The organism is Burkholderia sp. AU16482 (genome assembly GCF_002223285.1).
GTDB classification, from domain to species: domain Bacteria; phylum Pseudomonadota; class Gammaproteobacteria; order Burkholderiales; family Burkholderiaceae; genus Burkholderia; species Burkholderia semiarida.
This window is the reverse complement of the sequence record NZ_NKEY01000006.1, coordinates 1,785,986-1,812,695: the sequence shown is the minus strand read 5'-3', so window position 1 is coordinate 1,812,695 and position 26,710 is coordinate 1,785,986. Positions and strand designations below refer to the sequence as shown.

General features: G+C 68.4%; 26 protein-coding genes and 1 tRNA gene. 9 read left to right on the top strand and 18 right to left on the bottom strand.

All coding sequences use genetic code 11. The features are described 5' to 3' along the window. Nucleotides 1-137: 137 nt before the first annotated feature. The gene (locus CFB35_RS25460) at nt 138-1,010 is read left to right on the top strand and encodes a LysR family transcriptional regulator (RefSeq protein WP_089465715.1); all 873 of its coding nucleotides are present in this window, start codon (nt 138-140) and stop codon (nt 1,008-1,010) included. A gap of 74 nt (nt 1,011-1,084) precedes the next feature. Here CFB35_RS25460 and CFB35_RS25455 read toward each other — a convergent pair. After that, nucleotides 1,085-1,169 (bottom strand) — tRNA-Leu (locus CFB35_RS25455). 144 nt (nt 1,170-1,313) lie between these two features. Here CFB35_RS25455 and CFB35_RS25450 point away from each other — a divergent pair. Next, a complete protein-coding gene (locus CFB35_RS25450) occupies nt 1,314-2,627 on the top strand; it encodes a leucine-rich repeat-containing protein kinase family protein (protein WP_059584494.1) in 1,314 nt (437 codons plus the stop codon). A gap of 14 nt (nt 2,628-2,641) precedes the next feature. On the opposite strand, the gene CFB35_RS25445 is transcribed toward CFB35_RS25450, so the two are convergent. The 8 genes from CFB35_RS25445 to CFB35_RS25405 all read right to left on the bottom strand — a co-directional run bounded on the left by CFB35_RS25445 (nt 2,642) and on the right by CFB35_RS25405 (nt 8,079). Continuing rightward, complete coding sequence (locus CFB35_RS25445; RefSeq protein WP_059584495.1) at nt 2,642-3,271, bottom strand: LysE family translocator; 630 nt, start codon at nt 3,269-3,271, stop codon at nt 2,642-2,644. 98 nt (nt 3,272-3,369) lie between these two features. Further along, entirely contained in the window at nt 3,370-3,543 is a 174-nt protein-coding gene (locus tag CFB35_RS35105; protein ID WP_164725533.1) for a hypothetical protein, read from the bottom strand. Nucleotides 3,544-3,574: 31 nt separating this feature from the next. After that, nucleotides 3,575-4,018 carry a copper chaperone PCu(A)C gene (locus tag CFB35_RS25435; protein ID WP_059584498.1) on the bottom strand — a complete coding sequence of 148 codons (444 nt, stop codon included), beginning with the start codon at nt 4,016-4,018 and terminating at the stop codon, nt 3,575-3,577. A gap of 92 nt (nt 4,019-4,110) precedes the next feature. Then, a complete protein-coding gene (locus CFB35_RS25430) occupies nt 4,111-4,476 on the bottom strand; it encodes a copper resistance protein CopC (protein WP_059584499.1) in 366 nt (121 codons plus the stop codon). Nucleotides 4,477-4,769: 293 nt separating this feature from the next. Then, complete coding sequence (locus tag CFB35_RS25420; protein WP_059584501.1) at nt 4,770-5,147, bottom strand: DUF2946 domain-containing protein; 378 nt, start codon at nt 5,145-5,147, stop codon at nt 4,770-4,772. Nucleotides 5,148-5,239: 92 nt separating this feature from the next. Beyond that, entirely contained in the window at nt 5,240-5,734 is a 495-nt protein-coding gene (locus CFB35_RS25415) for an SRPBCC family protein (protein WP_059585090.1), read from the bottom strand. 58 nt (nt 5,735-5,792) lie between these two features. Further along, nucleotides 5,793-6,095: a 2Fe-2S iron-sulfur cluster-binding protein gene (locus tag CFB35_RS25410; RefSeq protein ID WP_059584503.1), complete on the bottom strand. Its 303-nt coding sequence runs from the start codon at nt 6,093-6,095 to the stop codon at nt 5,793-5,795. 79 nt (nt 6,096-6,174) lie between these two features. Then, complete coding sequence (locus CFB35_RS25405; protein ID WP_059584505.1) at nt 6,175-8,079, bottom strand: sigma-54-dependent Fis family transcriptional regulator; 1,905 nt, start codon at nt 8,077-8,079, stop codon at nt 6,175-6,177. Between the two features lie 184 nt (nt 8,080-8,263). Here CFB35_RS25405 and CFB35_RS25400 point away from each other — a divergent pair, with 184 nt between their 5' ends. Together CFB35_RS25400 and CFB35_RS25395 are read left to right on the top strand one after the other, a co-directional pair. Beyond that, on the top strand, nt 8,264-8,539 hold the full coding sequence (locus CFB35_RS25400) for a DUF2964 family protein (protein ID WP_226291178.1): 276 nt from the start codon (nt 8,264-8,266) through the stop codon (nt 8,537-8,539). A 240-nt stretch (nt 8,540-8,779) separates the two neighbouring features. Next, nucleotides 8,780-9,067 (top strand): DUF1488 domain-containing protein, encoded by a 288-nt coding sequence (locus tag CFB35_RS25395; protein ID WP_006486743.1) that lies wholly within the window; start codon nt 8,780-8,782, stop codon nt 9,065-9,067. 243 nt (nt 9,068-9,310) lie between these two features. On the opposite strand, the gene CFB35_RS25390 is transcribed toward CFB35_RS25395, so the two are convergent. After that, nucleotides 9,311-10,612, bottom strand: coding sequence for an NCS2 family permease (locus tag CFB35_RS25390; protein WP_059584507.1), 1,302 nt, complete (start codon nt 10,610-10,612; stop codon nt 9,311-9,313). An 823-nt stretch (nt 10,613-11,435) separates the two neighbouring features. On the opposite strand from CFB35_RS25390, the gene CFB35_RS25380 reads away from it, so the two are divergent. Then, nucleotides 11,436-11,714, top strand: coding sequence for a hypothetical protein (locus CFB35_RS25380; protein WP_006480752.1), 279 nt, complete (start codon nt 11,436-11,438; stop codon nt 11,712-11,714). 160 nt (nt 11,715-11,874) lie between these two features. Here the strand turns inward: CFB35_RS25380 and CFB35_RS25375 are convergent, their stop codons facing one another. The 5 genes from CFB35_RS25375 to CFB35_RS25355 all read right to left on the bottom strand — a co-directional run bounded on the left by CFB35_RS25375 (nt 11,875) and on the right by CFB35_RS25355 (nt 16,539). Continuing rightward, nucleotides 11,875-12,249 carry a DUF2917 domain-containing protein gene (locus CFB35_RS25375; protein ID WP_059585091.1) on the bottom strand — a complete coding sequence of 125 codons (375 nt, stop codon included), beginning with the start codon at nt 12,247-12,249 and terminating at the stop codon, nt 11,875-11,877. Between the two features lie 251 nt (nt 12,250-12,500). Beyond that, nucleotides 12,501-12,788, bottom strand: coding sequence for a hypothetical protein (locus CFB35_RS25370; protein WP_059525440.1), 288 nt, complete (start codon nt 12,786-12,788; stop codon nt 12,501-12,503). A gap of 79 nt (nt 12,789-12,867) precedes the next feature. After that, nucleotides 12,868-13,773 carry a metal-dependent hydrolase gene (locus tag CFB35_RS25365; protein WP_059584510.1) on the bottom strand — a complete coding sequence of 302 codons (906 nt, stop codon included), beginning with the start codon at nt 13,771-13,773 and terminating at the stop codon, nt 12,868-12,870. A 29-nt stretch (nt 13,774-13,802) separates the two neighbouring features. Continuing rightward, nucleotides 13,803-15,590, bottom strand: coding sequence for an SDR family oxidoreductase (locus CFB35_RS25360; protein WP_059584512.1), 1,788 nt, complete (start codon nt 15,588-15,590; stop codon nt 13,803-13,805). Between the two features lie 49 nt (nt 15,591-15,639). Next, on the bottom strand, nt 15,640-16,539 hold the full coding sequence (locus tag CFB35_RS25355; protein WP_059585092.1) for a M24 family metallopeptidase: 900 nt from the start codon (nt 16,537-16,539) through the stop codon (nt 15,640-15,642). Between the two features lie 494 nt (nt 16,540-17,033). On the opposite strand from CFB35_RS25355, the gene CFB35_RS25350 reads away from it, so the two are divergent. Continuing rightward, entirely contained in the window at nt 17,034-18,311 is a 1,278-nt protein-coding gene (locus CFB35_RS25350) for a haloacid dehalogenase-like hydrolase (RefSeq protein WP_059584514.1), read from the top strand. Nucleotides 18,312-18,398: 87 nt separating this feature from the next. On the opposite strand, the gene CFB35_RS25345 is transcribed toward CFB35_RS25350, so the two are convergent. From CFB35_RS25345 to CFB35_RS25335, 3 genes are all read right to left on the bottom strand, one after another. Beyond that, nucleotides 18,399-19,172 (bottom strand): slipin family protein, encoded by a 774-nt coding sequence (locus CFB35_RS25345; RefSeq protein WP_059584516.1) that lies wholly within the window; start codon nt 19,170-19,172, stop codon nt 18,399-18,401. Then, a complete protein-coding gene (locus CFB35_RS25340; RefSeq protein WP_089465803.1) occupies nt 19,169-20,719 on the bottom strand; it encodes a nodulation protein NfeD in 1,551 nt (516 codons plus the stop codon). The genes CFB35_RS25345 and CFB35_RS25340 overlap by 4 nt, the downstream gene beginning before the upstream one ends. Nucleotides 20,720-20,840: 121 nt before the next feature. Next, entirely contained in the window at nt 20,841-21,875 is a 1,035-nt protein-coding gene (locus CFB35_RS25335) for an AraC family transcriptional regulator (RefSeq protein WP_060011855.1), read from the bottom strand. A gap of 137 nt (nt 21,876-22,012) precedes the next feature. Here CFB35_RS25335 and CFB35_RS25330 point away from each other — a divergent pair, with 137 nt between their 5' ends. The 3 genes from CFB35_RS25330 (at nt 22,013) to CFB35_RS25320 (ending at nt 26,693) form a co-directional block, all read left to right on the top strand. Next, nucleotides 22,013-23,146 carry an acyl-CoA dehydrogenase family protein gene (locus CFB35_RS25330; RefSeq protein ID WP_059584519.1) on the top strand — a complete coding sequence of 378 codons (1,134 nt, stop codon included), beginning with the start codon at nt 22,013-22,015 and terminating at the stop codon, nt 23,144-23,146. 198 nt (nt 23,147-23,344) lie between these two features. Then, a complete protein-coding gene (locus CFB35_RS25325) occupies nt 23,345-25,051 on the top strand; it encodes an AMP-binding protein (protein ID WP_059584521.1) in 1,707 nt (568 codons plus the stop codon). Between the two features lie 112 nt (nt 25,052-25,163). Then, nucleotides 25,164-26,693: a CoA-acylating methylmalonate-semialdehyde dehydrogenase gene (locus CFB35_RS25320; RefSeq protein WP_059584523.1), complete on the top strand. Its 1,530-nt coding sequence runs from the start codon at nt 25,164-25,166 to the stop codon at nt 26,691-26,693. Nucleotides 26,694-26,710 lie beyond the last annotated feature (17 nt).

Here is a 26,710-nt window from a genome sequence, read left to right as displayed (position 1 = left end):
GGGCACTCGATGTGCGACGGAATACACGAATTCTTGCGCACGGTCATATATATGTCCAATATATGAAATGAACCGCAGCAATATGTTTTAACACTGGCTGGCAGGCCAGCCCGACTCATCGCGAGGTCACGTCACGCATGGAACTCCGGCATCTGCGCTACTTTCTGGCCGTCGCGGCCGCGTCGAATTTCACGAAGGCCGCCGAAGCGCTCGGCATCGGCCAGCCGCCGTTGAGCCAGCAGATCAAGGCGCTCGAAAACGAGCTCGGCGTGGAACTGTTCAAACGCACCGCGCGCGGCGCCGAGCTGACGCTGGCGGGCGAAGTTTTCGCGGAAGAGGCGCGGCGCGTGCTCGACGATGCCGAGCGCGCGGCACGGGCGGCCCGGCGCGCCGCGCGCGGGGAAACCGGCCATCTGCGCGTCGGCTTCACCGGGACGGCCGCGTTCAATCCGAAAGTGTCGGGTCTGATTCGCCGCTTTCGCGAGGCGTTTCCGGATGCGGAACTGACGTTGCAGGAAGCGACGTCCGGTGTGCTGCTGGAGGCGCTGGAGGCCGGGCGCCTCGACGTCGCGATCGTGCGGCCGGAGCGCCGTGTCGCCGCGACGCTGCGGGTATCCGATTGGGACGAGGAGCCGATGTTCGTCGCGCTGCCCGTCGCGCACCGGCTGGCGCAGCGGCGGCGCGTCGAACTGGCGGAACTCGCCGACGAGTCGTTCGTGCAGGTGCCGCGCGCGGCCGGCGCCGCGCTGTTCGACGATATCGTCGCGGCGTGCAAGGCTGCCGGGTTCGAGCCGCGCATGGGGCAACCGGCGCCGCAGATCGCGTCCGCGGTGACGCTGGTGGCGGCTGGCCTCGGCGTGTCGGTCGTGCCGAAGGCGATTACGCAGGTGCAGGTGCCCGGGGTCGTATACCGGCCGTTCGCGGGCAACCGGTTTCGCGCGAGGCTCGCCATTGCGTCGCGGTGCGACGAGCCGTCCGCGGTGGTGCGGAATTTTCTGCTGCTCGCGTAGCGGGCAACAAAAAACCCGCGAAGCCGTGTGCTGTCGCGGGTTTCGGAAATGCGGGAATGCGAGGAAAACGCATCTGGTGCCGACGGCGAGACTCGAACTCGCACAGCTTTCGCCACTACCCCCTCAAGATAGCGTGTCTACCAATTTCACCACGTCGGCACTGCAAGGGGCGCAATTCTAACGTCACATCGCGCGTTTGTGAAGGGGGTATGGCAAGGTCGTGTACGGGCGCCCGATCGATCCCGGTAGAATTCATCCGATCGACCCGACGGGTCCCCGCAACCGCCACCCGTTTTTCTCCCCGTGACCCACACCCTCGAACAACTGCAGGCCGGACAACTGTCGGGCGCGCGGCAACTGAAGCTCGCGTGCGGACTGACCGAATTTCCGCGCGAGATCTTCGATCTGGCCGATACGCTCGAAGTGCTCGACCTGACCGGCAATGCGCTGTCCGCGCTGCCGGACGACCTGCCGCGGCTGCATCGGCTGCGCATCCTGTTCGCGTCGGGCAACCGCTTCACCGCGTTCCCCGACGTGCTCGGCGCGTGCGATCGGCTCGACATGATCGGCTTCAAGGCGAACCGGATCCGCACCGTGCCGCGCGGCGCGCTGCCGCGTGCGCTGCGCTGGCTGATCCTGACCGACAACGCGATCGACGAACTGCCGGCCGATATCGGCGACTGTGCGCGCTTGCAGAAGCTCATGCTGGCCGGCAACCAGTTGCGTGCGCTACCCGTGGAAATGGCCGCCTGCCGCGCGCTGGAACTGGTGCGCCTGTCGGCGAACCGGCTCGACGCGTTGCCCGAGTGGCTGCCGCGCCTGCCGCGTCTCGCATGGCTTGCGGTGGCCGGCAATCCGTTCGGCGCGGCGCCGGAGGCCGCGGCGTCCGCCGGGCCGGACGTCGCGGAGATCGACTGGGCCGCGCTGTCGTGCGAACAGGAACTGGGCGAGGGCGCGTCGGGTGTCATTTATCGCGCGCAATGGCGTGCGGACGGCCATCCGCCACGGACGGTCGCGGTGAAGCTGTTCAAGGGTGCGGTGACGAGCGACGGCCTGCCCGATTGCGAAATGGCCGCGTGCCTGCATGCCGGCCGCCACCCGAACCTGATTCCGGTGATCGGCAAGGTGCGCGGGCATCCGGACGGCACGCACGGCCTCGTGATGGAGCGGGTCGATCCTGCGCTGACGAACCTCGCCGGGCCGCCGAGCTTCGCGTCGTGCACGCGTGACGTCTATGCCGCCGATGCGACATTCGATCCGGCGCAAGCGCTGCGGATCGCGCACGGCATCGCGTCGGCGGCCGGCCATCTGCACGCGCGCGGCATCATGCATGGCGACCTGTATGCGCACAACATCCTGCACGACGGCTCGGGCGGCGCGCTGCTCGGGGATTTCGGGGCGGCTTCGCTGTACGACGTGAACGAGCGCACGCGCGGCGCAAGGTTCGAGCGGCTCGAAGTGCGCGCGTTCGGCTATCTGCTCGGCGAATTGCTCGAACGCTGCGAATCGCGCACCGGCGCGCTCGACGCGCTGGCGGCGGCGTGCGTGAACGAGGACGTCGATGCGCGGCCGTCGTTCGACGAGATCACGGCCGCGCTGGCCGCTCGGATGCGCTGACGGAGGGCGCCGGCTTACGCGTGCCGCGCGGTCAGCAGCTTGATGCCGAGCCCGACGAACAGCAGCCCGCTCGCGCGCTTGAGCGCGCGCACCGCGCGGCTCATGCCGACACCGCGATGCAGGCGGCGCACGCCGGCCGAATAGACGCTGTGAACGACCACGACCATGCAGGCGATCGTCGCGTACATCACGACGAACTGCAGCGCGAGCGGGCGGTCGTGCACGATGAACTGCGGCATGAACGCGGACAGGAAGATCATCGTCTTCGGATTGCTGCCCGACACGAGCAGCGCTTCGCGGAACAGCTTCCGGCGATCGGGCACGGCGATCTCCGCGGCGTTGCTCGATGTGCTGGCGCGGCGGTCGCCGCGCAACTGCCGGACACCCAGGAAGATCAGGTACGCGGCGCCGATCACCTTCATCGCGACGAATAGCGGCGGCATCGCGGCCAGCACCGCGCCGACGCCGAGCGCGACGAGCAGCACGACCACGCCCTGCGCGACGAGGTTGCCGGCGATCGTCGCGGCGGTGCCGTGCGCGCCGTAGCGCACCGTGTTGCGGATCACGAGCAGCACGTTGGGCCCCGGCGACAGCGTCGTGGCGAGATAGGCGGCGGCAAACAACATCCAGGTCTGAATGGACATGCGGCGCTCCGAGAGGCGGTTCCGGCGGTTGGGGTGAAGCGATGGTGCCACGCCAATAATGGCGCGCGCCGCCGCCGGAACCGTGCGGTCGCCGCGCGTCAGCGCGCGTCGCGCATGCAGTACGCGGGAATCGACGGCGGCGTGTCGATCGCGGCCGGCCGCGTCATCCACGCGATCCACGCGGCCCATGACCCACAGGCGATCAGTACCGCGACATTCAGCGGCGTGCGGTAGCGGACGATCAGGTCGGCCAGCGGCAAGCGGTTTTTCATCAGCATCTCCTTCTGTCGTGAGCCGGCGGCGTTACTGGCCGGCGTAGGTCGGCGCCTTCGCGTCGCAGGTCACGGACACGGTCGAGCCGTCCGCGAAATGCAGCCGGACCGGCACCTTCGCGCCAGGCGCCACGGCCTGGCGCGGCTCCTCCAGCATCACGTGATAGCTCTTCGGCTTGAACGTCAGCGTGCCATGCGCGGGTACGACCACCGAGTCGACGTGAACCATCTTCGCGGTGCTGCCGCTCGTCCGCGTTTCATGCACCATCGCCATCCCGTATGCGGGCGTGTCGATACCGGTCAGCGTCGCGGGTGCGTCGCCGTCGTTCTTCAGCGTGAAGTAGCCGGAGGACGGCACCGTCGCCGGCATCGTGCGGATCCAGCAGGCGTCGGCCTGGATGGCCGGCGCGGCGAACGTGGCGGACGCGTGCAGCGCCAGCGCCGCGAGCAGGCCGGTCGGAATCGAGTGTTTCATCGTGTGTTCTCCTTGTCGGGTGCGATGCCGAGGGCATCGATGCGAATGCGCCCGGCATCGAGCGCCGACGCGCATCGCGTGGGTGACATGCGTTACTTCAGCGTGAATGCGTAGCGGCCGTGCGTGCGATGGCCGTCGCTGGCCACCGCGATCCACGCGACGGTGTAGGTGCCGGGCTTCAGGCTCGTCAGCGCGACGCGCATCCGCTTCCGGTTGCCGCCATCGACGGCCGACTTCCCGTCGACGACCGACTGCCCGTGGCTGTCGGTCACGGCGATCGAGCTGAACGCCGGCTCGAGCGTCTCGCCAAAATCGATCGTGACCGCGTGCGGCGCGCTCGACAGCGTGGCGTTGGGGGCCGGGTCCTGCGTTTTCGGAAGCGCATGCGCATGGGCGGCGTGGATGATGACGAAGCCGAGCGCGGCGAGTGCGCCGCGAGCGAAAGTGGCGGTTTTCATGGGTGGATGAGCGAGTGACGAATCGGATGGAACAGACGGATTCGACGGACGGCTGCGCGCGCGGCATCGCGGCCGGTGGCGGTCGGTACGGACGTGCGCGGCCGGACATTCGCATGCGCGCGAATGCAGGCGCGGCCATCCGGGCCACAGACGGCCAACCATGCGCCCGGCACGACGCCGCGCGCAGCAGGGTGACACATGATGATCGTCCTTCGAAACGTGACATGTCGCGCACGCAGGCGGCGTGCGCGGGCTGCGCGATGCGCTGCGGCATCACGCGCAATGACGACGGATCAGGACGGGAACGGCGGAGCGCGCGGTTGCGCGGCCGTGAGCGGCAGCGCGCGGCGCAGGCTTTCGAAGCGGGTTGCCGCGCGATGCGCGATCGCGTGCACGTGGGCCGCGAACGTCAACTCGGGCGCGGGCAGCGCGGGCGTATGGGCAAGCAGGCTGCAGTAGCCGCATGCCTGGAGATGGGCCTGCAGATTTTTCGTCGACGCGTCGGCGGAGCGGTCACCAGCGGCCGGCGCGGCCGAACAGTAGCCGGCCAGCAGTGCGTCGACGCGCCCTTGCGTGGTCAGCGCCTGCGAGATCGTCGGCGCGAGCGCCGTCATCAGGATGGCGAGCATCCCGATCAGACTGCCGATCTTCCGGAGACGACGACTCAGCATGCGATGCGCGGCGGCGGGTGGACGACGATGGAGCCGATTATGCCACGCACGTCGATTCGCGAGTCGGTCGGCGCGTGCGGCATCGCGGCGCGCTACGCGTGCTTCGCCAGATACTTCGCGATCAGCGTCATCTGCGCGGCCCAGCCCTGGTCGTTCATGTCGCGCGCCGTCGCGCGACGCGCTTCGATCAACTGGTCGAAGCCTGTTTCGGTGACCGTGAGCAGCGTACCGCCGGCTTGCGCCGCGAGCGTGAACGTGACGAGCGTCATCGGCTCGGACGCGTAATCGACATTCGGATCGATCGCGAACGGATGCCAGCGAAACGAGAACAGTCGTTTTGGCTCGATACGATCGACGACGATTTCGAACACGGTGCCAGCGTAGGGCTCCTGCGCCTTGGCGACGTCGTCGTCGACGCGGGTCGGCGTGATGCGGCCGAACAGCGGCTGGCCGGCCTCGAACGGGCCGTCGAACGCGACACCGAACCACTGGCCGAATTCGTCGGAATCGCTGACGGCCGCCCAGACGCGGTCGGGCGGTGCGGCGAGCAGCGTCTGTTTTTCGATGCGATCGGTTGGCTGGGCCATCACGTTCTCCATGCAGGATCGAGCGTTGCAGGACGACGTGCGCGGGCGCACGCCGCGTCTAGTCGAGCATGACCGCGTCGGGCACGTCGAGCACGAGATCCGACGTCGCGACGGCCACGCACGGCAGCGTATAGCCGTCGGCCTTTTCCTCGCGGGAGAGCCCCGGCCATTCGATCGTATAGCGTACGCTGCCGCTGACGATCCGGCAAAGGCAGCTTCGGCACGTGCCGTTGCGGCACGAGCGCGGCAGCGACACGCGCGCGAACGCGGCGGCTTCGAGCACGGTCAGCGAATCGGGCGCGTCGAAGGTTGCGCCGAGCGGGTCGACGCGCACGAGGGGCGGGTGATCTGGATCGGTCATGAATGAAGCGGGCGGTTCGGCGGCATCGCGCCAAGCATACCCGAACCCGCCGGCGGCCGACGGCCGCCCGCCGCGGGTGTCAGTGGCGCCGCAGATACCGGTACACGGTATTGCGCGCGAGGCCGAGCTCGCGCGCGGCCGCCGATACGTTGCCGCCATGCCGCGCGAGCACTGCATCGATCATCGCGGCCTGATGGCTTTGCAGCGTCGTGCCTTCGCGCCTGCCGGCCGACGGGATCGATGTGGCTGCTTCCGGCGTAGCCGGCGCATCGTCGCAGTCGAGCCAGAAGTCGTCGGGCAAATGCGCGAGCGTGATCTCGGCTTCGTCTTCGGCGAGCATGCCGGCCGTGCGCAGCACGTTGGTCATCTGCCGCAGGTTGCCGGGCCAGCGGTGGCGCGCGAACGCGTCGAGCACGTCGGCCGCGAGGCGGCGTGGCATCGGCTCGCTGCGCGCGAGCCGCGCGAGGATCCGTTCGACGAGCGCGGGCAGGTCGGTGCGCGTCGCGAGCGCCGGCAGCGTGACCGCGAGCCCGTTGATCCGGTAGAACAGATCCTCGCGGAACGTGCCCTCCGCGATCATCGCGCGCAGGTCGCGGTGGGTCGCGCACACCACGCGCACGTCGACCGGCACCGCGCGTGCGCCGCCGAGCGGCATCACCGCGCGCTCCTGCAGCACGCGCATCAGCCGCACCTGCTGCGCGAGCGGCATGTCGCCGATCTCGTCGAGAAACAGCGTGCCGCCGTCGGCCTGTGCGATCTTGCCGGGGCTGCCGCGCTTGCGTGCGCCGGTGAACGCGCCGTCTTCATAGCCGAACAGCTCGGCCTCGATCAGCGAATCGGGCAGCGCCGCGCAGTTGACCGCGACGAACGGGCCGTCCGCGCGCGGCGACGCCTGATGCAGCGCGCGGGCGAGCCATTCCTTGCCGGTGCCGGTCTGGCCGAGGATCAGCAGCGGGAGGTCGCGCCCGCGGATCTTCGCGACGCGTTCGAGCACGGCGGCCATGCGCGCGTCGCCGGTGTCGAGCGTCGCGAACGTGATCGCATCGGGGTCCGGTGCGCGCATGCGTGCGGCCGGCGCGGGCGGCGTGACGGCGACGGTCGTTTTCTGCGCTTCCGGGAATTCGCAGCGTGCGAGCACGCGCACGCCGGTCGACAGCGTGAGGCGGAACGTGGCGCCCGGCGCGCGGGCGGCCTGCCGCGCGAGCTCGCCGAAGCGCATGCTGAACAGTGCGTCGCTGGCCTGGTGCTGCAGGGTGTCGAACGACGCGCCGAGCTGAAACTGGGCGCTGCGGTTCGCGGCGATCAGCCTGCCGTCGGCGCCGAATGCGACGAGCCCGGCGAACAGCGAATCGACGCAATCCTCGTGTGCGTGAAAGCGCAGCCGCAGCGCTTCGCCGCACTGGTTCGCGAACAGGTGGTTCTCGATCAGTTGCGCCGACATCCGCACGAGCGCGAGCGTATGCGGGCTGGAGCCGCGCGGGTCGCCGCTCACGTCGAGCGTGCCGAGCGTGCGGCCGAACGGATCGACGATCGGCGCACAGGCGCAGGTGAGGATATGGTTCGCGCGCAGGAAATGTTCGGAACCGTGCACGACGACGGCCTGGCCGGACGCGAGCGCGGTGCCGATCGCGTTCGTGCCGCGCGCGCCTTCGGCCCACGACACGCCGTCGCAGAGCGCGACGCGGTTTGCCTTCTCGATGAAGTCCGCATCGCCGATGCTGTGCAGGATCACGCCGTCGGCGTCGGTCAGCAGCACGAGGCTTTGCGTATCGGCGATCTGCGCGTGGAGGTCCTCCATCACCGGTCGCGCGTGCGAGAACAGCGTGTGATTCGTGTCGAGCAGTTCGCGCAGCGCGACGCGCGACAGCGGCGAGAAATCGGGGCGTTCGTGCGCGCGCAGGCCGACCGCGGTCGAACGCGCATGCGCCTGCGCGAGCAGGTCGGTACGCCCGGCGGTGGCGGGCAGCACGAAGGGTTGCGGCATGGTTTGTCTCCTGTTCCCGGGGCCGCCGGGGCAACCGGATCGGCATCGGCGGCGCAGTGCGGCTCCGCTCGCGGCGCACCATTCGGCGCGCCAGCCGTCCGTCCGGGTACGCATCATCATACAAGCGCCACGTGCGATGCGCGACTGCCAACAAAATCCCCTTGCTTTTAAGCGCCCGCCTGCAATGATGGAAATGGAGCACGCGCGCGCCGTGTTCCGCGGTGCAACATGCATGCGACGCGACATGCATCCGTTCGGGAGACGCATCATGGTTCGGGCGGAACTGAGAGTCGTGCTGGCGGCCATCGCCACTTTCATCATGCTGGGCGGCATTGCCGTGGCGATCCACGGGTTGCTGTTCGATCTGACCGATGCGGTGAGATACGGGGCGGCCGCGATTGCGGTGGGCGTCACGACCGCCGCGATCGCGCTCAACGTCTGGCCGACCGATCCGCACTGACGTCCGTTGGCGAAACAGTGCCGGATGCCGCGCAGATCAGACGAAATGCGCGTCGGAACGACGCACACCGAATTTTTTGTCTCCCGCGCGAAACCGTCTAAAGTGGAATTCAACCGGCATGCATCGACCGCGCCACACTCCGCGGCCGGGGCCTCCGCCGGCGAGCCCGCGTGCATTTCGTCCGGCCGGTAGCGGACGACGGACGCGGTCATTCGTTTTCTACCGGTCGAGGCAGCGCCCATGCAGATCCATTTCACGAACGAGAAGCCCGAGTATTCGGGGCGTGACCTGATGCTGGGGTTCACGGCACTGGTCAATGGCGAGCGCGTCCAGTGCCAGATCACCGCCGAGGCGCTGGAAGACCACTTCGGCGCCGCATCGCCGCGCTTCGAGGACATGGTCGGCGCATTCGACCAGCATCGTGAGCGCATCGAGGCGGCCGCACGGCGCCTGCTGTCGGAGACACGTGCGCAATGCGTGACGCTGCGCAGCGGCTACGTGCGCTTCTACGAGGCCAACTGGCGCTGACGACACGACGTCCGTCCGGCGGCGCATGCGCTCGAGCGCGGCGCACGCGAGGACATTGCCTTCACGCAATGCCGTTCGGCGGGGCCGCGCGGCATTTTCGTATGCGGGCCGTGCGGGATTGCCCGAGCGTCGGCGCGCTCGTGCACGTCGATTCATGAGGATCGCAGAGCAATCGTGCGAAAACGAAAACGCCACCCGAAGGTGGCGTTTTCATCGTGCGTCGCGCCGGTGTGCGTTCCGCGCTTACTCGCTGCCGAGATAGAAGAAGCGGAACAGGAACACGGCCGCGATGATCCACACGATCGGCTTGACCGTGCGCGCCTGGCCCGTCAGCAGCTTGAGGCCGCCGTACGCGATGAAGCCGAACGCGACGCCGTTCGCGATCGAGTACGTGAACGGCATCAGCAGCGCGGTCAGCGCGGCCGGCACGGCTTCCGTCGCATCGTCCCACGGCACCTCGACCATCTCGCGCAGCATCAGGCACGACACGTAGAGCAGTGCCGGTGCGGTTGCGTAGCCCGGCACGACGCCGGCGAGCGGCGCGATGAACAGGCACGCGAGGAACAGCACCGCGACGGTGATGGCCGTCACGCCGGTGCGGCCGCCGGCCTGCACGCCCGATGCGCTTTCGATGTACGCGGTGGTCGACGACGTGCCGAGCACCGAGCCCGCGACGATCGCCGTGCTGTCGGCGAGCAGCGCCTTGTTCAGGCGGTTCATCTTGCCTTCGACGAGCAGGCCCGCGCGATTCGCGACGCCCATCAGCGTGCCCGTCGCGTCGAACAGCTCGACGAGGAAGAACACGAGGATCACGTTGATGATGCCGGTCGACAGCGCGGCGCCGATGTCGAGCTTGAACAGCGTCGCGTCGATCGACGGCGGCGCCGAGAACACGCCGTGGAACTGGTTGCCGGCGAAGAAGAACGACAGGATCGTCACGCCGATGATGCCGATCAGGATCGCGCCGCGCACGCGCAGATGGTCGAGCGTGACGATCGCGAAGAAGCCGACGATCGCGAGGATCGTCTCGTGCTTGTGCAGATCGCCGAGCGTGACGAGCGTGGCCGGGTTGCCGACGATCACGCCCGACGTCTTCAGCGAGATGATGCCGAGGAACAGGCCGATGCCGGCGGTAATGGAAATCCGCAGCGATTTCGGAATGCCGTTGACGATCGCCTCGCGCACGCGGAACAGCGTGACGAGCAGGAACAGGCAGCCGGAGATGAACACCGCGCCGAGAGCGGCCTGCCACGTGAAGCCCATTCCCTTGACGACCGTGTACGCGAAATATGCGTTCAGGCCCATGCCGGGCGCGCAGGCGATCGGGTAGTTCGCGTACAGCCCCATGATGATCGACGCCAGCGCCGCGACGAGGCAGGTCGCGACGAACACGGATTCCTTCGGCATGCCGGCGTCGCCGAGGATCGCGGGGTTGACGAAGATGATGTAGGCCATCGTCAGGAACGTGGTGACGCCCGCGAGTATTTCGGTGCGGAAATCGGTGCCGGCTTCAGCGAAGCCGAAATACCGCTTGATGGATTCCATGAAGGCGTTTCTCCGGTCGGGTTGTCGTGTTGATTGTTGTGCCGAATTGTTGTACAGGCAGCGCGGCCGGCTAACTGTAACCAGCCACTATTGTCCGGCTATCGGCGGATTGTAATAGCGTGGATAGCTCGGACGATATAGTTGGAGGGCACGATCGGTTGCCTGCGCGCAAACGGTCCGGCAGCCCGCCCGCGCGACGAAGGCGCGCATTTTACCGGTTCGTGCGGCACCGGCCGGCGGAAATGGCCGAAACGGCGGGAACGAAGGAAACGAGCGGAAGGGGCGCCCGGCAGGCGGGCGAAACCAGCCGATGCGTGCGCAACGGCATGCCGGCTGCGTCGCGCGCACCCGGTGCGCGACGACATGCGACTGAAACGGAGCGCCCGCATGCTGCACGAATGCGGTGCAGGCGGCGCGTTCGTGCGAACGCACGTGTGCCGCCGGTGCGGACACACGACCCGGCAACCGCGTGCGGCGGCCATTCGTCTGTCCAGGCGGCGGCAGGGACCGGATTATCGTGCGCCGAAGCCGTCCCGTCCGCAACTGTCATTTCGCGATGCGGGGGCGACTGTGGTTTCTGTGTAAAAGAATGCAAGACCCCATCGCGTAAACCGGCAAGTCTTTCTAGGATAGATACACCGCACATGCACACGCCGGCCGATCATTGCCGACGCGGGGAAGTCGCAGTCCGTGCAGGCCAGGCGGTGAATGGCGGTCAAGGCCGTTGCGCGTTTGGGCAGGCGCGGCCAGTCACGCACGGCCGGTCAGGCACGGCCGATTGCGATTGCCCGATGCGGGTTCGTCCGTAATCACGGAGGTCAGCATGTTGAACTGGATCAGCCGTTGGGCGATGCGACACGCCCCCACGCCGGAAAAAACCGCCGCGTCGATGCTCGTGACGGCGCGCATGGAACTGTTCGCAGCCGAACAGCGCGTCATCGATGCGAAATTACAGGCGGATTACTGGCGCACACGTGTGTCATTCCTCGAAGAGGTGCAGAAGCAGGGCATCGATCCGTGGGTGACCTCGCAGGCTGCGCAACGCCCCGACCTCGATTCCACTCCACGAAGCACGGGCCCGCGTCTCGCCGCCAGCACCTGATGCACCTGCAGCATCCTCTCGCTGCGCATGGCGCGCGATCGCTCGCGGCACGCATCGGCGTGCCGCGTTCTTCGATGCGCACCCGCGGCGCATTGCGCCGCGGGTGCGCCCGTTTCCGGTCGCGGCCGTTCCGCGTATCGTGCGTGTAACGGCGCGCCGCTCATCCGCTCCTTCTCCCTACCTTCACGAGCAAACGTTGCACTTGCGCGAGCGTGCGCCTGACGCGTTCGCCGTGCCGTACGTACGCGGTCGTGATCGATGCCTGCGCCGGTTGGTCGCCGTCGGTGCCGATCCACACGCGTTCGCCGCGTTGCACGCGCAGCACGTCGCCGGAGCGGATCCAGTAATCGTCGACGCTGCCGAGCCGCGTGATCCACAGCGTCGCATCATGCACGCGGATCTCGGCGTCGTGCTGCGCGCGCCACGTCAGCGTCTTGCGCGGCGCGACCGTGAAATGCAACTCGACTCTCGGCAACGAGATCGTATCGGTGCGGCACCGATCGGGGCAAACAACCAGCCGGCTTGCTTGGTCCATCGTCATCTCCATCGTTGAGCCGGGCGGGATGACGCGCAACAAAACAAAAAGGCCTCATCCGGTTCCGGCGAGGCCTCGTGACATGCATGACTGAAATCTCGATGCTAATGCACAAGCGCCCCCGGCGATCGCCACGTATGGGCGTTCACTCGTTTTTGATGCGCGATGGCGATGGGCTTGAGCATAGGCATGCGAACGAGTGTGTCGTGGCCGCAGGGCCCTGTCAACGGAAATTTCGAGATACGTGGCAATTACGCGTCGCGTTGCGCGAGGCCGTTCACGAGCAGCTCGGACAGCAGGCCCGTCATCCCTTCCGGGTGCGTGGCCGCGCGTGCCTTCAGTTGTTCGACCAGCTCCGCGTTGAGCTTGCACGCGAACGGCACGAGGCCCTGTTCCTGGTCGAGCTTGCGCTGCGCGCGGCGGTCCAGCTTGGCCGCTTCTTCGGCGCCCTTGCCGAAACGCGCGGAGCTCGACTGTTTCATCGCGTGCGTCAGCTTGAGCGCCTTGTTCTTTTCGAGATCGGTTTTCTTCATGGCCATCGCGGCACCTCCGGGAAATTGAAGCCGCGATTGTACGCATTTCGGCGGGCGCCGCCCGCCGAACCGGCCGGCAACCCGGTCACGCGCCTTTCGTCGTGCCCCAGTTGCCGCCGTGCGCGGCCGCCTGGGCGGCCGGCGAGCGGGCGAGGTAGGCGAGCGCCTGCTCGGTCGAACCTTCGTGGTGCGGCGTATAGCCTGGCTTGAAATAGCGCAGCGCCGCGCCGATCACCTTCCAGAACGACGGCAGGTGCCCGCGCCGCGAACCCCGCCACCACGCGAGCACGAAGCCCGGGTAGCGGCCGGCGTCCGGATCGCGCCGGTACATGAACTTCGCGCCGGTCGTGATGTAGTGGAGCAGCAGCAGGATCACCAACGCCATGTGCACGCAGCGCTCCGGATAGGTGCCGCCCAAGTGCCGGTAGATGTCGAACGCGACGGTGCGGTGCTCGACTTCCTCGGCGCCATGCCAGCGCAGCAGGTCGACCATCGTCGGGTCCGCATGGCCTTCGTCGAGGCCGTGCGCGTTGAGCACCCAGTTGCCGAGATAGCCGAAGAAATGCTCGAGCGAAGCGATCACGGCCAGTTGCTGCCGCAGCCAGAAGCGCGTATGGCCGATCTTCAGCCCGAGCGGCCGTTCGCCGAGCACGCGTGTGAACAACCGGTTGAGCTTTTGCGTGAACGGCTTCGTGTCGATGCCGTGACGGTCGTAGTAGTGCTTCAGCACGCCGCCGTGCGAGCGCGAGTGCACGGCTTCCTGGCGCAGGAAGCCTTCGGCTTCGTCGCGCAGTCGCGCATCGGCGATCAACGGCAGCGCCTTGTTGTAGACGCGGCAGAACCACAGCTCGCCCTCCGGGAACAGCAGGTTCAGCGTGTTGATGATGTGCGTGCTGCCCGGATCGTTCGGCACCCAGGTGACCGGCGTGTCGCTGAAGTCGAACTTCACGTGTCGGGCCCTGATCTTGTGGTAGTCGGCGGTATCGTTCATGTCGTCTCCCTGTGCGGCGTCGTGCGCCGTCAATGCGATGCCATGCTGACGCGGGCGATCATCCGGCCCAGCCACGGCATGAAGCGGCCGACGAAGCGCATCGCGTGCGCTTCGCCGCCGACCGCGACGACGGGGCGGTTGCGCAGCACGCCGTCGATCATCGCCTGCGCGACGGTTTCGGGTTTCAGGCCGCGCATCTGGTATAGCCTGGTCGCGCGCTTGCGCAGCCGCGCTTCGTCCTGGGCGCTCGCACCCGCGTAGTGCGTCGACGCCATGATTCCCGTTTCCGCGAACCCGGGGCACACGGCCGTCACGCCGATGCCTTTCCCGGCGAGTTCCGCGCGCATGCATTCGCTGAGCATCAGCACCGCGGCCTTCGTCGTCGCATACGCGGGCAGGTCGCGCGACGGCCCGAACGCGGCGGCCGACGCGGTGTTGACGATGTGCCCGCCGGCGCCGCGCGCGGCCATCTGCTGCGCGAACAGCCGCGAGCCGTGGATCACGCCCCACAGGTTCACGTGCAGGATGCGCTCCCAGTGCCGCGTGCTCGTGTCGAGGATGCCGCCGGCCATCCCGATGCCCGCGTTGTTGATCACGACGTCCGCGCCGCCGAGTTCGCTGCCGACCCAGGTCGCGAGCGCTTCCATTTCGTCGGCGGACCCGACGTCGACGCGTTTCGCATGCGCGTGCGCACCGGTCAGCCCGACGAGCAGCGCGGTGCGCTCGGCGCTCGCGAGATCGATGTCGCATGCGACGACCGTCGCGCCTTCGCGTGCGAAGGCCAGCGCCGCGCAGCGGCCGATGCCGCTGCCCGCGCCGGTGACGACCGCGACCTTGCCGCTGAAGCGCCCGCTGGTCGCGCGGCGGCGCGCGTTCGCGAGCGCGGGCGGTTCGTCGCCGGATTCGACCGAATCGATCAATTGACCGGCGAGATCCGCGAAGCGCGCGGGATCGGCGAGCGGCAGCCAGTGGCCGGCCGCGACTTCGCGGCGGTAGTACCGCGGCACCCAGCGCGACAGGTTCTCGGACAGCGCGGGGCTCACGTACTTGTCGCCGAGCGGCACGATCGTCTGCACCGGCGCATGCGCATAGCGTTCGCGCGGCGCGAACAGGCAGCGGATGAAGTTCGCACGGTAGAGGCGCACGCCGCGCGCGCCGTCGTCGGCCTGCGTCGGGCGCGGCGTGGCGGGCGTTTTCTCGATCCGGCGCAGCAGGCCCGGCCACGCGCGGCCGAGCCACAGCCGCCAGCCGAGTTCGGGGAGGAGCGGCAGGTGGAACAGGTAGACGTACCACGAGCGCACGAGCTGGCCGCCGAGCCTGGCCAGCGACGCGGGCGTCGGGTGCAGCACGCGTTCGCGCAGCCAGAAGCCGACGTGGTCGAGGCACGGGCCCGAGCACGACGTATATGACGCGATGCGGCCGGCCAGGCGCGGATCGGTGACGAATTCCCAGCCCTGGATCGCCCCCCAGTCGTGCGCGACGAGGTGCACCGCGCGGCCGGGGCAGAGCGCGTCGATCACCGCGACGAAATCGTCGGTCAGCTTCGCGAGATGGTAGTCGGCCGTGCGCGTCGGCACGCCGGACAGGCCCGCGCCGCGCACGTCGTACGCGATCACGTAGTGTTTGCGCGCAAGCAGCGGCGCGACGTGCCGCCAGACGCTGCTGTCGTCGGGATAGCCGTGCACCAGCACGACCGGCGAGCGGGCCGGGTCGCCCCAGGTGCGCACCGCGAGCGTCAGGTCGCCGGAGGCGACCGCCGTTTCGCTGTGAACCGATTCGAACAGGGCCAGCGGCGCTTCGTCGGAAAGAGGCTGCATCGTGAGTCCGTCGTTCAGGGAGTCGGGAGGAGGGCGCGTGACGTGCGTGTCAAGCGGCGGCCGGCACGTTCGCCGCCGCCTGCGCGCGCTCGGCCTGGCGGCGCTGCCAGCGGCGCACGTGCGGCAGGTCGTCGTCGAGCCAGTACGCGTCGTCGTCGGTGATCACGAGCAGTTCCTCGAATTTCGCGCCGACGCCCGCGAAGCCGAGATGCGGCTCGACGGCCCACAGGCCCGGCACCGGCGCATGCTCGGAGCGGCGGTCGATCGACCACAGCGGTGACCAGCCCTGCTGCTTCGCCGCGCGGCCCTGGTCGAGCAGCAGGTTGCGCGTCGCGTTCAGCCCGAAGCGCGCGACGAAGCGCGGCTTCGACAGCTTGTGGATCTTCGCGACACGATGCGCGAGCACCTTGAACGGATAGGCCTTGTGGCGCGGGTCGACGCCCTGGCGGCGGCACAGCGCGTCGACTTCCTGCGCGACCTCCGCCATCGACCGGCGCGCCTTCACGAGCCGCACGATCATGTCGCGGTGGTCCATCAGGTCGTCCTGCAACTGCTCGAGGATCGGGTTGCGGCCGACGCAGTGCGCATAGCCGACATCGGCGACGATGCCGTCGAGCACGGGCGCGACGTCGAGGATCACCGGCATGTCGGTTTCGAGCTGACGGTTGCTCGGGAAGAACGCGAGATTGAAGCCGCCCATGTGCTTGAGGCCCGAGAAGCCGTCGAATGCGGTGCGGTCGCCGAACCACGCGAACGGCTTGTGCAGCCAGTCGTGCACGCCGTGATCCTGCAGCCATTCGGTCAGCAGGCGCGCGGCTTCCTTCTCGGTGATGCCGGGGTAGAGCATCGCGCCGACGGTCTCGACGCAGCGGTAGGCCAGTTGCTGGACCGCGCGGAATTGCGGCAGCTCGTCGAGGTGGACTTCCGGCAGCGGATGGTGGGCGGTCATGATGCGTCTCCATGTGTCGGCCCGCGTTTGCGTGTCGGCGCGATGCGGGTCCTTGTGCAAGGCTGGGCGCTGATCCGGAACGCTTCCGCCGGTGATTCGGAGGCGGATTATTCAGTCAGCATTTAATGTGCCATTGTGTGATGTAACGATAATAGCCGATTCGACGTCGCGCGCCAGCGCCCGGAGATGAGGGCTTCTCCTAATGAAGGGTCGAAATGGAGGGGTTGCTCTAGGTTTCCGGCGGTGGGGGCCGGATGTCCATCGCTGCGCACGCGTCTCGAGCGGCGGGGGCCGGCCGGGGAGCGCCGCACGGGCCCGGGATGTCGCGCCGGATCAACTCTCCGTCGTGTCGTGGCGCGACGCTGTCAAATTGCCGAAATAATTTCGTCACATCATGCGCCCGGATTCGAAGCCTTTGCGGCTTCGCGGGGCCGGTGTGTCGCGCGTCGCGCGGGGCGACCGAAGCCGATTCGACATTTCCACGGAGAGAGACCATGCAGCGCCGCCGGTTCATGAACACCCTTGCCGCGGCGACCGCCGCGACGCCGCTGATGCTCAAGGCCGGCACGTCCGGCGCGAAGAGCGTAGCCGCGCCGGACGCGCTGGACCCGGGCCGCTGGTCGCCGTTCAACGCCGCGCGCCTGCAGGCGGTGCTCGACCGGCATGGTGTCGCGAGCGCGCACTACGACGGAAAGCGCCGCCCGTATGCGGTGTTCGACTGGGACAACACGTGCATCATGAACGACTGTGAAGAGGCGTTGCTGATGTACCAGATCAACCATCTGCAGTACAAGCTGACGCCGGATGAATTCGTCGGCGTGATGTGGAAGGACGTGCCGAAGGGCGCGTTCATGAAGGACTACACGACGCTCGACGGCAAGCCGGTGACGATGGAGGACCTCGCCGCCGACGTCGAGTCCGATTACCGCTGGCTCCATGCGAACTACAAGGGCCTCGGCGGCGACAAGAGCCTCGACGAGATCCGCGAGACCGACCAGTTCAAGGATTTTCGCGCGAAGCTGTACTTCATGTACGACGCGATCTGCGACACGCATCCGCTCGAAGTCGGCTACAAGTGGATCATCTACTTCTACAAGAACATGACGACCGCCGAGCTGCAGGCGATGGCGGAAGCGTCGAACAACTACGGTATCGGCGACGCGCTGCGCAAGGTCCGCTACGAAAGCCCGAAGACGCTGCCGGGCAAGGCCGGCGTGGTCGCGGACACGCATTTCCACGGCATCCGCATTCACGAGGAAATCCGCGCGGTGATGCATACGCTGCGCGCGAACGGCATCGACGTGTACGTGAGCACCGCGTCGCTCGACGACGTCGTGCGCGTATTTGCCGGCAATCCGAACTACGGCTACGGCGTGCCGCCCGAGAACGTGATCGGCCTGCGTCTCGACATGCAGGACGGCAAGTACACGAGCACCTATCCGGCCGGCTGGCATTTCAACTGGGGGCCCGGCAAGACGGTGGGCATTCGCAACGTCCTCGCGTCGAAGAAGGGCTACGGCCCGCTGCTGGTGTTCGGCGACAGCGACGGCGACGCGTGGATGCTGCGCGATTTCAAGGACACCGCGGCCGGCGTGATCGTCAACCGGATGAAGAAGGGCGAGATCGGCGCGGACAGCAAGCTCGCGGCCGAACAGATCGGCAACCCGGACGCACGCTTCCTGCTGCAGGGCCGCGACGAGCACACGGGCCTGATGATTCCGGACGAGAAGTCGATCAAGTACGGCAAGGCCGAGCGCAAGCTGCTGGCCTGACGCGGGCGGGGCGCCGGGGGGCGGGGCGTCGGCCCCCGCGCCCATCGGCACCGGCCGCGGCGTCATGTGGCCCGGCACGCGCGCGTCTCAACGCTCGCGCGCGGGGCCCAACCGATCCAGCAACGCCCCCAGCAGATCGACCGGCAACGGAAACACGATCGTGGAGTTCTTGTCCGCCGCGATCGTCGTCAGCGTCTGCAGGTAGCGCAACTGCATCGCCTGCGGCTGCAGCGCAAGCCGCTGCGCGGCCTGCAGCAGCTTTTCCGACGCCTGCAATTCGCCTTCCGCGTGAATCACCTTCGCGCGCCGCTCGCGCTCGGCTTCGGCCTGCCGCGCGATCGCGCGGATCATCGTCTCGTTCAGGTCGACGTGCTTGATCTCGACCGTCGACACCTTGATCCCCCACGCATCCGTCTGCGCATCGAGCGTCTTCTGGATGTCCGCGTTCAGTTGCTCGCGCTCGGCGAGCAGCGCGTCGAGTTCGTGCTTGCCGAGTACCGCGCGCAGCGTCGTCTGCGCGAGCTGGCTCGTCGCCTCGAAGAAGCGCGCGACCTGGATCACGGCCTTCTCAGGATCGACGACGCGGAAATACACGACCGCATTGACCTTCACCGACACGTTGTCGCGCGTGATCACGTCCTGCGCGGGCACGTCGAACACGACGGTGCGCAGGTCGATCCGCACGACCTGCTGGACGATCGGGATGATCAGCACGAGCCCCGGCCCCTTCACTTTCCAGAACCGGCCGAGCATGAACACGACCCCGCGTTCGTACTCGCGAAAGATGCGGATCGACGATGCGACGAGCACCACGACGAAGACGATGAGGACGCTGCTGAAGCCGAACGTGTAACCGATCATGAAGGTTCTCCCTGGGGATGGACCGGCGCGGGCACGTCGTAGAGCGGCGCGACCGTCAGCGTCAGCCCGTGGCGGCCGGTCACGCGCACGCGGCAGCCGGCGGCCAGCGGCGTGCTGCTCGCCACGCGCCAGCGCTCGCCGTGCACGCGCGCCCAGCCGGCGGCCGACGGCACGGCGCCGGCCGCGCCTGGCGGCTGGTCCGGCTGCAGGCCGTCGTCGAGCACTTCGCCGATGCTGCCGAGCAGCGCCTCGGCACCCGTCACGACCGGGCGGCGCCGCGCGCGCAGCGCGACGCCCGACACACCCGCGACGAGCAGCCCGCCGCCGAGCGCGAGGCTCGCGATCACGGGCCATGGAATCCCGTAGCCGGGCACGTCGGTGTCGATCAGCATCAGCGCGCCGATCGTGAACGCGATGATTCCGCCGAACCCGAGCACGCCGAAGGTCGGCAGGAACGCCTCCGCGACGAGGCAGCCGAGCCCGAGCAGCACGAGGCCGAGGCCCGCATAGCTGACCGGCAGCAACTGCATCGCGAACAGTCCGACCAGCAGGCAGATCGTGCCGGCGACGCCCGGCAGCACGAAACCGGGGTTCGCGAATTCGAAGAAGAGGCCGTAGATGCCGATCGTCAGCAGGATCAGCGCGACGTTCGGATCGGCGATGATCGCGAGGAAGCGGCTGCGCCAGTCGGGCGCGAGCGCGACGAGCGGCGCATGCGCGGTCGCCAGACGCAGCGTGCCGGCGGTGGTCGTCACCGCGCGGCCGTCGAGCTGCCGCGCGAGATCGGCCGCGTCCTGCGCGATCAGGTCGACGACGTGCTGCGCGCGCGCCTCGTTCGCCGACAGGCTCACGGCCTCGCGCACCGCGCGCTCGGCCCATTCGGCATTGCGTCCGCGCAACTGCGCGAGGCCGCGGATGTACGCGGAAGCGTCCTGCATCGCCTTGCGGATCTCGGTCGATTGCGTATCGGTCGGCAGCGCGGCCGGCGTGGCGGACGCACCCGATGCACCTGACGCACCGGCGGGATGGGGCGCGGCGGGGTTCGCGCCCGGCGGCGCGGCGCCGCCGATGCCCAACTGCACGGGCGACGCCGCGCCGAGATTGGTGCCGGGCGCCATCGCCGCGAAGTGGCTCGCATAGACGATGTAGGTGCCCGCGCTCGCCGCCCGCGCGCCGCCCGGCGCGACGAACGCGGCGACCGGCACCGGCGAGCCGAGGATGGCCTTGATGATCTGCCGCATCGACGTATCGAGGCCGCCGGGCGTGTCGAGCTGGAGGATCGCGAGCGGCGCGTGCTCGCGGGCGGCGCGCGCGAGCGAACGCACGATGAAATCGGCGCTGGCCGGGCCGATCGCGCCGTTGACGGGAATCACGACGACCGGATGCGCGGCGGGCGCGTCGGCCGATGGCGGCGCGGCGACCGCGGCGCACACGACGAGCAGCGCCGCGAACAGCGCGGCGCGCGCGACCCGCGCGGACAGCGGGTGACGGGGGCGGCCGTCGGCCGCGGCAGGCGCCGGCGGCGGCCCATGACGGTGAAAGCGCATCGGGACGTCCGGGCGGCGCACGGCCGCGTGCCGTCCGGCTCGCGAAAAGGGCGTGGGCCCGATGCTTGAAGATTAGGCGGTTTCGGCCGAAAGCGCGAAGTTGCGGCCGCACCGGCCGGCGTCAGCTTGCGCCGCCGCCGCGCGCGAGCACTTCGTCGCGATAGTCGGCCGGGCTGCGCCCGCTCCATTTGCGGAACGCGCGGTAGAACGCGCTCGGCTCCGCGAACCCGGTCGCGGCCGCGACGTCCGCGATCGTGCGGGCGGGGTCGGCCAGCGCCTCGAACGCGAGATCGCGCCGCAGCGTGTCCTTGATCGACTGGTACGCGTGACCTTCCTGGTGCAGCTTGCGGCGCAGCGTGGCCTCGGCCACGTGCAGCCGCGCGGCCATCCCGCCCGCGCCCGGCCACGCGGCCGGCGGCATTCCGCGCAGCACCGCGCGCACGCGCTGCGCGAGCGCGTTCGGGTTGCGGTACTTGACGATGAAGCTGGCCGGCGCGTTGCGCAGAAACGTTTTCAGCGTCTTCGCGTTCTGCACGACCGGCAGCGTCGCGAATTCGGGATCGAAATCGACATACGAATCGGGCTCGTTGAAGCGCATGTCGTCGCAGAACATCGACGGGTATTCGTGGTCGGCGGGCGGCGTGTCGCAGCGGAAGCTCGCATGCAGCAGCGGGATGCGCCGCCCGATCAGCCAGCAGGTGAGCCCGTACACGATGATGAAATAGGTCGCGTACGTGAACATCGCGGGCGTCGCGCCGTTGTTGCGGTGCACGAAGCGCAGCCGCACGCGCTGCGGGTTCGCGTCGAGCTCCGCGTGCAGGTCGTCGAGCACGCAGTGCATGAAGTTCACCGCGCGCGCCATCGCGTGCAGCCCGTCGCGCGCGGATAGCGCCGCCTGGCTCATCGCGATGAAGCTGCCGCTGCGCATCGGGTGGCTGTCCTGCCCGAAGAACTCGTCGTCGAGCGTGCGGGCGATCGCGTTCCACAGCGCGCCGTATTGCTGCGCGGACACGCGTGCGCGCGGCTGACCGAGCAGCGCCGGGGCGATGCCGGCCTGCGCGAGCAGCGGCTCGGCCGCGACGCCGCGCCGCGCGGCCAGCGCGACGCTGTACGCGACGAGGCTGATCGCGACGGTTCCCTTGTCTTCCTGCTTCATCGGTGTCGCCGGTATGGCAAAAACGCTCAGTGTAAATGAGCGGCGCGAGCATCGAACAGTCGCGCGTGCTTGCCTACACTTGTTGCATCGAAACGCAAGGACGGTCGCGCCCGGCGGCCGCGGGAGACAGCAGCACCATGGACGAGCTTTACACCGAAGACCAGCGGATGATCCGCGACGCCGCGCGCGCGTTCGCCACCGAGAGGCTGGCGCCGAACGCGGCGCAGTGGGACCACGACGCGCACCTGCCCGACGCGATCGTCGCGCAGCTCGGCGAGCTCGGGCTGCTCGGGATGATCGTGCCGCAGGAACTGGGCGGCTCGTATACGGACTACGTCGCCTATGCGCTGGCGATGGAGGAAGTCGCGGCCGGCGACGCCGCGTGCGCGACGATGATGAGCGTGCACAACTCGGTCGGCTGCGGGCCGATCCTCGGCTTCGGCACGCCCGCGCAGAAGGATCGCTGGCTGGCCGACATGGCGGCCGGCCGCGTGATCGGCGCATTCTGCCTGACCGAGCCGCAGGCGGGCTCCGAGGCGAACAACCTGCGCACGCGGGCCGAATTGCGTGACGGCAAATGGGTGCTGAACGGCGCGAAGCAGTTCGTCACCAACGGCCAGCGCGCGGGCGTGGCGATCGTTTTTGCCATGACCGATCCGGAAGCGGGCAAGCGCGGCATTTCCGCGTTCCTGGTGCCGACCGACACGCCGGGCTTCATCGTCGGCAAGCCCGAGAAGAAGATGGGCATCCGCGCGTCGGATACGTGCCCGATCACGTTCGAGAACTGCGCGATTCCCGAAGAGAACCTGCTCGGCAATCGCGGCGAAGGGCTGAAGATCGCGTTGTCGAACCTCGAAGGCGGCCGGATCGGCATCGCCGCGCAGGCGCTCGGCATCGCGCGCGCCGCGTTCGACAAGGCGCGCCGCTATGCGGGCGAGCGCGTGCAGTTCGGCAAGCCGATCGCCGAGCACCAGGCGATCCAGCAGAAGCTCGCCGACATGGCCGTGCAGATCAACGCCGCGCGCCTGCTCGTGCATCACGCGGCGAAGCTGCGCACGGCCGGGCTGCCGTGCCTGTCCGAAGCGTCGCAGGCGAAGCTGTTCGCGTCCGAGATGGCCGAGCGCGTGTGCTCGGATGCGATCCAGATCCACGGCGGCTACGGTTATCTCGCCGATTACGAAGTCGAGCGCCACTATCGCGACGCGCGCATCACGCAGATTTACGAAGGCACCAGCGAAGTGCAGCGGATGGTGATCGCGCGGCAGCTGTGAGTCGCGGCGCGCGCCCATCCGGCATCACGCAGTCGAACAAACGGTCGAACGAGCAGGCATACAACGCAGGCACGAGGGCAGCGCGGCAAACGCGGCACGCAGCGACGTGACCGTGCGCCGGGCGACACGGAACCGGGCAGGTGCTGCAGCACCTGCGCCGGTTGACCGCTGGGCATGGAGACTGGACGGAGACGACACATGACGGTACAGGCATTCCTCGACGCACGCGACTTTCTGCTGCGCCATCGCACCGACTACGACACCGCGTATCGCGATTTCGCATGGCCGGTGCTCGACGCGTTCAACTGGGCGCTCGACTATTTCGACCCGATGGCGCGCGGCAACGACCAGCCCGCGCTGTGGATCGTCGATGCGGCAACCGGCACGGGCGACCCGTATTCGTTCGCGCAGATGTCCGAGCGTTCGTCGCGGATCGCGAACTGGCTGCGCTCGATCGGCGTCGGGCGCGGCGACCGCATTCTGCTGATGCTGCCGAACCGTGTCGAGCTGTGGGACGCGATGCTCGCGGCGATGAAGCTCGGCGCGATCGTGCTGCCCGCCACCACGCAACTGTCGCCCGACGACGTGCGCGACCGCGTGCAGATCGGCGGCGCGACCTACGCGATCGTCGACGAGAACGAAACCGCGAAGTTCGAGCAGGCCGGCCTCGGCCTCGAGCAGAAGATCGTCGCCGGCGCGCCGCGCGAAGGCTGGCTCGCGATGAACGACGGCTATGCGGCGAGCGCCGCGTTCGAGCCGGACGCCGTCACGCACGCGAACGATCCGATGCTGCTGTACTTCACGTCGGGTACGACGTCGAAGCCGAAGCTCGTCGAGCATACGCACCGCACCTATCCGGTCGGGCACCTGTCGACGATGTACTGGGTCGGCCTGCAGCCCGGCGACATCCACTGGAACATCAGCTCGCCGGGCTGGGCGAAGCACGCGTGGAGCTGCTTTTTCGCGCCGTGGAATGCGCAGGCGTGCGTGTTCGTATTCAACTACGCGCGCTTCGAGCCGAAGGCCGTGCTCGATGCGCTCGTCAAATACCGCGTGACCACGCTGTGCGCGCCGCCGACCGTGTGGCGCATGCTCGTGCAGCAGCCGCTCGCGTCGTTCGACGTGAAGCTGCGCGAGATCGTCGGCGCGGGCGAGCCGCTGAATCCCGAGATCATCGAGCGCGTGAAGAACGCGTGGGGCATCACGATTCGCGACGGCTACGGCCAGACCGAGACGACCTGCCTGATCGGCAACTCGCCGGGCCAGCCGGTCGTCGCGGGCTCGATGGGCCGGCCGCTGCCCGGCTACCGGATCGCGTTGCTCGACCCGGACGGCGCGCCGGTGACCGAAGGCGAGGTCGCGCTGCCGATCGGCGATGGCGTCGCGCGCCCGGTCGGGCTGATGAAGGGCTACGCGAACAATCCCGACGCGACGGCCCATGCGATGCGCGACGGCCACTACCGCACGTCGGACATCGCGATGCGTCGCGACGACGGCTACTACGTGTACATCGGCCGCGCGGACGACGTGTTCAAGTCGTCCGACTACCGGCTGAGCCCGTTCGAGCTGGAGAGCGTGCTGATCGAGCACCCGGCGATCGCGGAAGCGGCCGTCGTGCCGAGCCCGGACCCGGTGCGGCTGTCGGTGCCGAAGACGTTCGTCACGCTGCGCGAGGGCTATGAAGAAAGCCCGGCGCTCGCGCTGGAGATCTTTCGCTTCTCGCGCGAGAAGCTCGCGCCGTACAAGCGCATTCGCCGCCTGCAGTTCGCGGAGCTGCCGAAGACGATCTCGGGGAAGATCCGCCGCGTCGAGCTGCGCCGCCGCGAGATCGAGCGCGGCGACGACGCGAGCGCGCGCATGCCCGGCGAATACTGGGAAGAAGATTTCGCCGCCGAACTGAAATGACCGGCCGCGGGCCGTGCGCGCCGCATGCCGCGGCGGCCGCCCGCAGCCGAATTGAAACGGTCGCGCGGCGGCATGCCGTTACGTCGCGGCCCACTGCAAGGAGATTGCACTGATGAACGCGAATCCGACGCCCCGTACGGGGCAAGACGTGCCGACGGTCAAGCTGCTGATCGACGGCGCCTTCGTCGAGTCCGCCACGAGCGAGTGGCGCGACATCGTCAACCCGGCGACGCAACAGGTGCTCGCGCGCGTGCCGTTCGCGACCGTCGCGGAAGTCGACGCGGCCGTGCAGTCCGCGCACGCCGCGTTTGCGACGTGGAAGAGCACGCCGATTTCCGCGCGCATGCGCATCATGCTGAAGTTCCAGGATCTGGTGCGCGCGAACCAGCAGCGCATCGCCAGGACGCTGACGGCCGAGCAGGGCAAGACGATTCCCGACGCCGAAGGCGACATCTTCCGCGGCCTCGAAGTGGTCGAGCACGCGTGCTCGATCGGCACGCTGCAGCTCGGCGAATTCGCGGAGAACGTCGCGGGCGGCGTCGACACCTACACGCTGCGCCAGCCGCTCGGCGTGTGCGCGGGCATCACGCCGTTCAATTTCCCCGCGATGATTCCGCTGTGGATGTTCCCGATGGCGATCGTGTGCGGCAACACGTTCGTGCTGAAGCCGTCGGAGCAGGACCCGATGTCGACGATGGAGCTCGTCGAGCTCGCGCTCCAAGCCGGCATACCGAAAGGCGTGCTGAACGTCGTGCACGGCGGCAAGGACGTCGTCGACGCGATCTGCACGCATCCACTCGTGAAGGCGATCTCGTTCGTCGGTTCGACCACGGTCGGCACGCACGTGTACAACCTCGGCAGCGCGCAGGGCAAGCGCGTGCAGTCGATGATGGGCGCGAAGAACCACGCGGTCGTGCTGCCCGACGCGAACCGCGAACAGGCGATCAACGCGCTCGTCGGCGCGGGTTTCGGCGCGGCCGGCCAGCGCTGCATGGCGACGTCCGTCGCGGTGCTGGTGGGCAAGGCGCGCGAATGGCTGCCGGACATCGTCGCGAAGGCGAAGACGCTGAAGGTCAACGCGGGATCGGAAGCGGGCACCGACGTCGGGCCGGTCGTGTCGCGCGGCGCGAAGGCGCGCATCCTGTCGCTGATCGACATGGGCATCAAGGAAGGCGCGAAGCTCGAACTCGACGGCCGCGACGTGAAGGTGCCCGGTTTCGAGGAAGGCAACTTCATCGGGCCGACGATCTTCTCCGGCGTGACGACCGACATGACGATCTACACGCATGAAATCTTCGGGCCGGTGCTGGTCGTGATGGAAGTCGACACGCTCGACGAGGCGATCGCGCTCGTCAACGCGAATCCGATGGGCAACGGCGTGGGCATCTTCACGCAGAGCGGCGCGGCCGCGCGCCGGTTCCAGAGCGAGATCGACGTCGGCCAGGTCGGCATCAACATTCCGATCCCGGTGCCGGTGCCGTTCTTCAGCTTCACCGGTTCGCGCGGCTCGAAGCTCGGCGATCTCGGCCCGTACGGCAAGCAGGTCGTGCAGTTCTATACGCAGACCAAGACGGTCACCGCGCGCTGGTTCGACGACGATACGACGGCCGGCCCGGTGAACACGACGATCCGGCTGCATTGAGCGGCGGAGGACACCAC

Excerpts from the sequence above, each read along its gene's own strand:
- CFB35_RS25460 (WP_089465715.1), top strand. The coding sequence starts at position 138 with ATGGAACTCCGGCATCTGCGCTACTTTCTGGCCGTCGCGGCCGCGTCG.
- CFB35_RS25445 (WP_059584495.1), bottom strand. The coding sequence starts at position 3,271 with ATGTCCATTCAGACCTGGATGTTGTTTGCCGCCGCCTATCTCGCCACG.
- CFB35_RS35105 (WP_164725533.1), bottom strand. The coding sequence starts at position 3,543 with ATGAAAAACCGCTTGCCGCTGGCCGACCTGATCGTCCGCTACCGCACG.
- CFB35_RS25435 (WP_059584498.1), bottom strand. The coding sequence starts at position 4,018 with ATGAAACACTCGATTCCGACCGGCCTGCTCGCGGCGCTGGCGCTGCAC.
- CFB35_RS25430 (WP_059584499.1), bottom strand. The coding sequence starts at position 4,476 with ATGAAAACCGCCACTTTCGCTCGCGGCGCACTCGCCGCGCTCGGCTTC.
- CFB35_RS25420 (WP_059584501.1), bottom strand. The coding sequence starts at position 5,147 with ATGCTGAGTCGTCGTCTCCGGAAGATCGGCAGTCTGATCGGGATGCTC.
- CFB35_RS25415 (WP_059585090.1), bottom strand. The coding sequence starts at position 5,734 with ATGGCCCAGCCAACCGATCGCATCGAAAAACAGACGCTGCTCGCCGCA.
- CFB35_RS25410 (WP_059584503.1), bottom strand. The coding sequence starts at position 6,095 with ATGACCGATCCAGATCACCCGCCCCTCGTGCGCGTCGACCCGCTCGGC.
- CFB35_RS25405 (WP_059584505.1), bottom strand. The coding sequence starts at position 8,079 with ATGCCGCAACCCTTCGTGCTGCCCGCCACCGCCGGGCGTACCGACCTG.
- CFB35_RS25400 (WP_226291178.1), top strand. The coding sequence starts at position 8,264 with ATGATGGAAATGGAGCACGCGCGCGCCGTGTTCCGCGGTGCAACATGC.
- CFB35_RS25395 (WP_006486743.1), top strand. The coding sequence starts at position 8,780 with ATGCAGATCCATTTCACGAACGAGAAGCCCGAGTATTCGGGGCGTGAC.
- CFB35_RS25390 (WP_059584507.1), bottom strand. The coding sequence starts at position 10,612 with ATGGAATCCATCAAGCGGTATTTCGGCTTCGCTGAAGCCGGCACCGAT.
- CFB35_RS25380 (WP_006480752.1), top strand. The coding sequence starts at position 11,436 with ATGTTGAACTGGATCAGCCGTTGGGCGATGCGACACGCCCCCACGCCG.
- CFB35_RS25375 (WP_059585091.1), bottom strand. The coding sequence starts at position 12,249 with ATGGACCAAGCAAGCCGGCTGGTTGTTTGCCCCGATCGGTGCCGCACC.
- CFB35_RS25370 (WP_059525440.1), bottom strand. The coding sequence starts at position 12,788 with ATGGCCATGAAGAAAACCGATCTCGAAAAGAACAAGGCGCTCAAGCTG.
- CFB35_RS25365 (WP_059584510.1), bottom strand. The coding sequence starts at position 13,773 with ATGAACGATACCGCCGACTACCACAAGATCAGGGCCCGACACGTGAAG.
- CFB35_RS25360 (WP_059584512.1), bottom strand. The coding sequence starts at position 15,590 with ATGCAGCCTCTTTCCGACGAAGCGCCGCTGGCCCTGTTCGAATCGGTT.
- CFB35_RS25355 (WP_059585092.1), bottom strand. The coding sequence starts at position 16,539 with ATGACCGCCCACCATCCGCTGCCGGAAGTCCACCTCGACGAGCTGCCG.
- CFB35_RS25350 (WP_059584514.1), top strand. The coding sequence starts at position 17,034 with ATGCAGCGCCGCCGGTTCATGAACACCCTTGCCGCGGCGACCGCCGCG.
- CFB35_RS25345 (WP_059584516.1), bottom strand. The coding sequence starts at position 19,172 with ATGATCGGTTACACGTTCGGCTTCAGCAGCGTCCTCATCGTCTTCGTC.
- CFB35_RS25340 (WP_089465803.1), bottom strand. The coding sequence starts at position 20,719 with ATGCGCTTTCACCGTCATGGGCCGCCGCCGGCGCCTGCCGCGGCCGAC.
- CFB35_RS25335 (WP_060011855.1), bottom strand. The coding sequence starts at position 21,875 with ATGAAGCAGGAAGACAAGGGAACCGTCGCGATCAGCCTCGTCGCGTAC.
- CFB35_RS25330 (WP_059584519.1), top strand. The coding sequence starts at position 22,013 with ATGGACGAGCTTTACACCGAAGACCAGCGGATGATCCGCGACGCCGCG.
- CFB35_RS25325 (WP_059584521.1), top strand. The coding sequence starts at position 23,345 with ATGACGGTACAGGCATTCCTCGACGCACGCGACTTTCTGCTGCGCCAT.
- CFB35_RS25320 (WP_059584523.1), top strand. The coding sequence starts at position 25,164 with ATGAACGCGAATCCGACGCCCCGTACGGGGCAAGACGTGCCGACGGTC.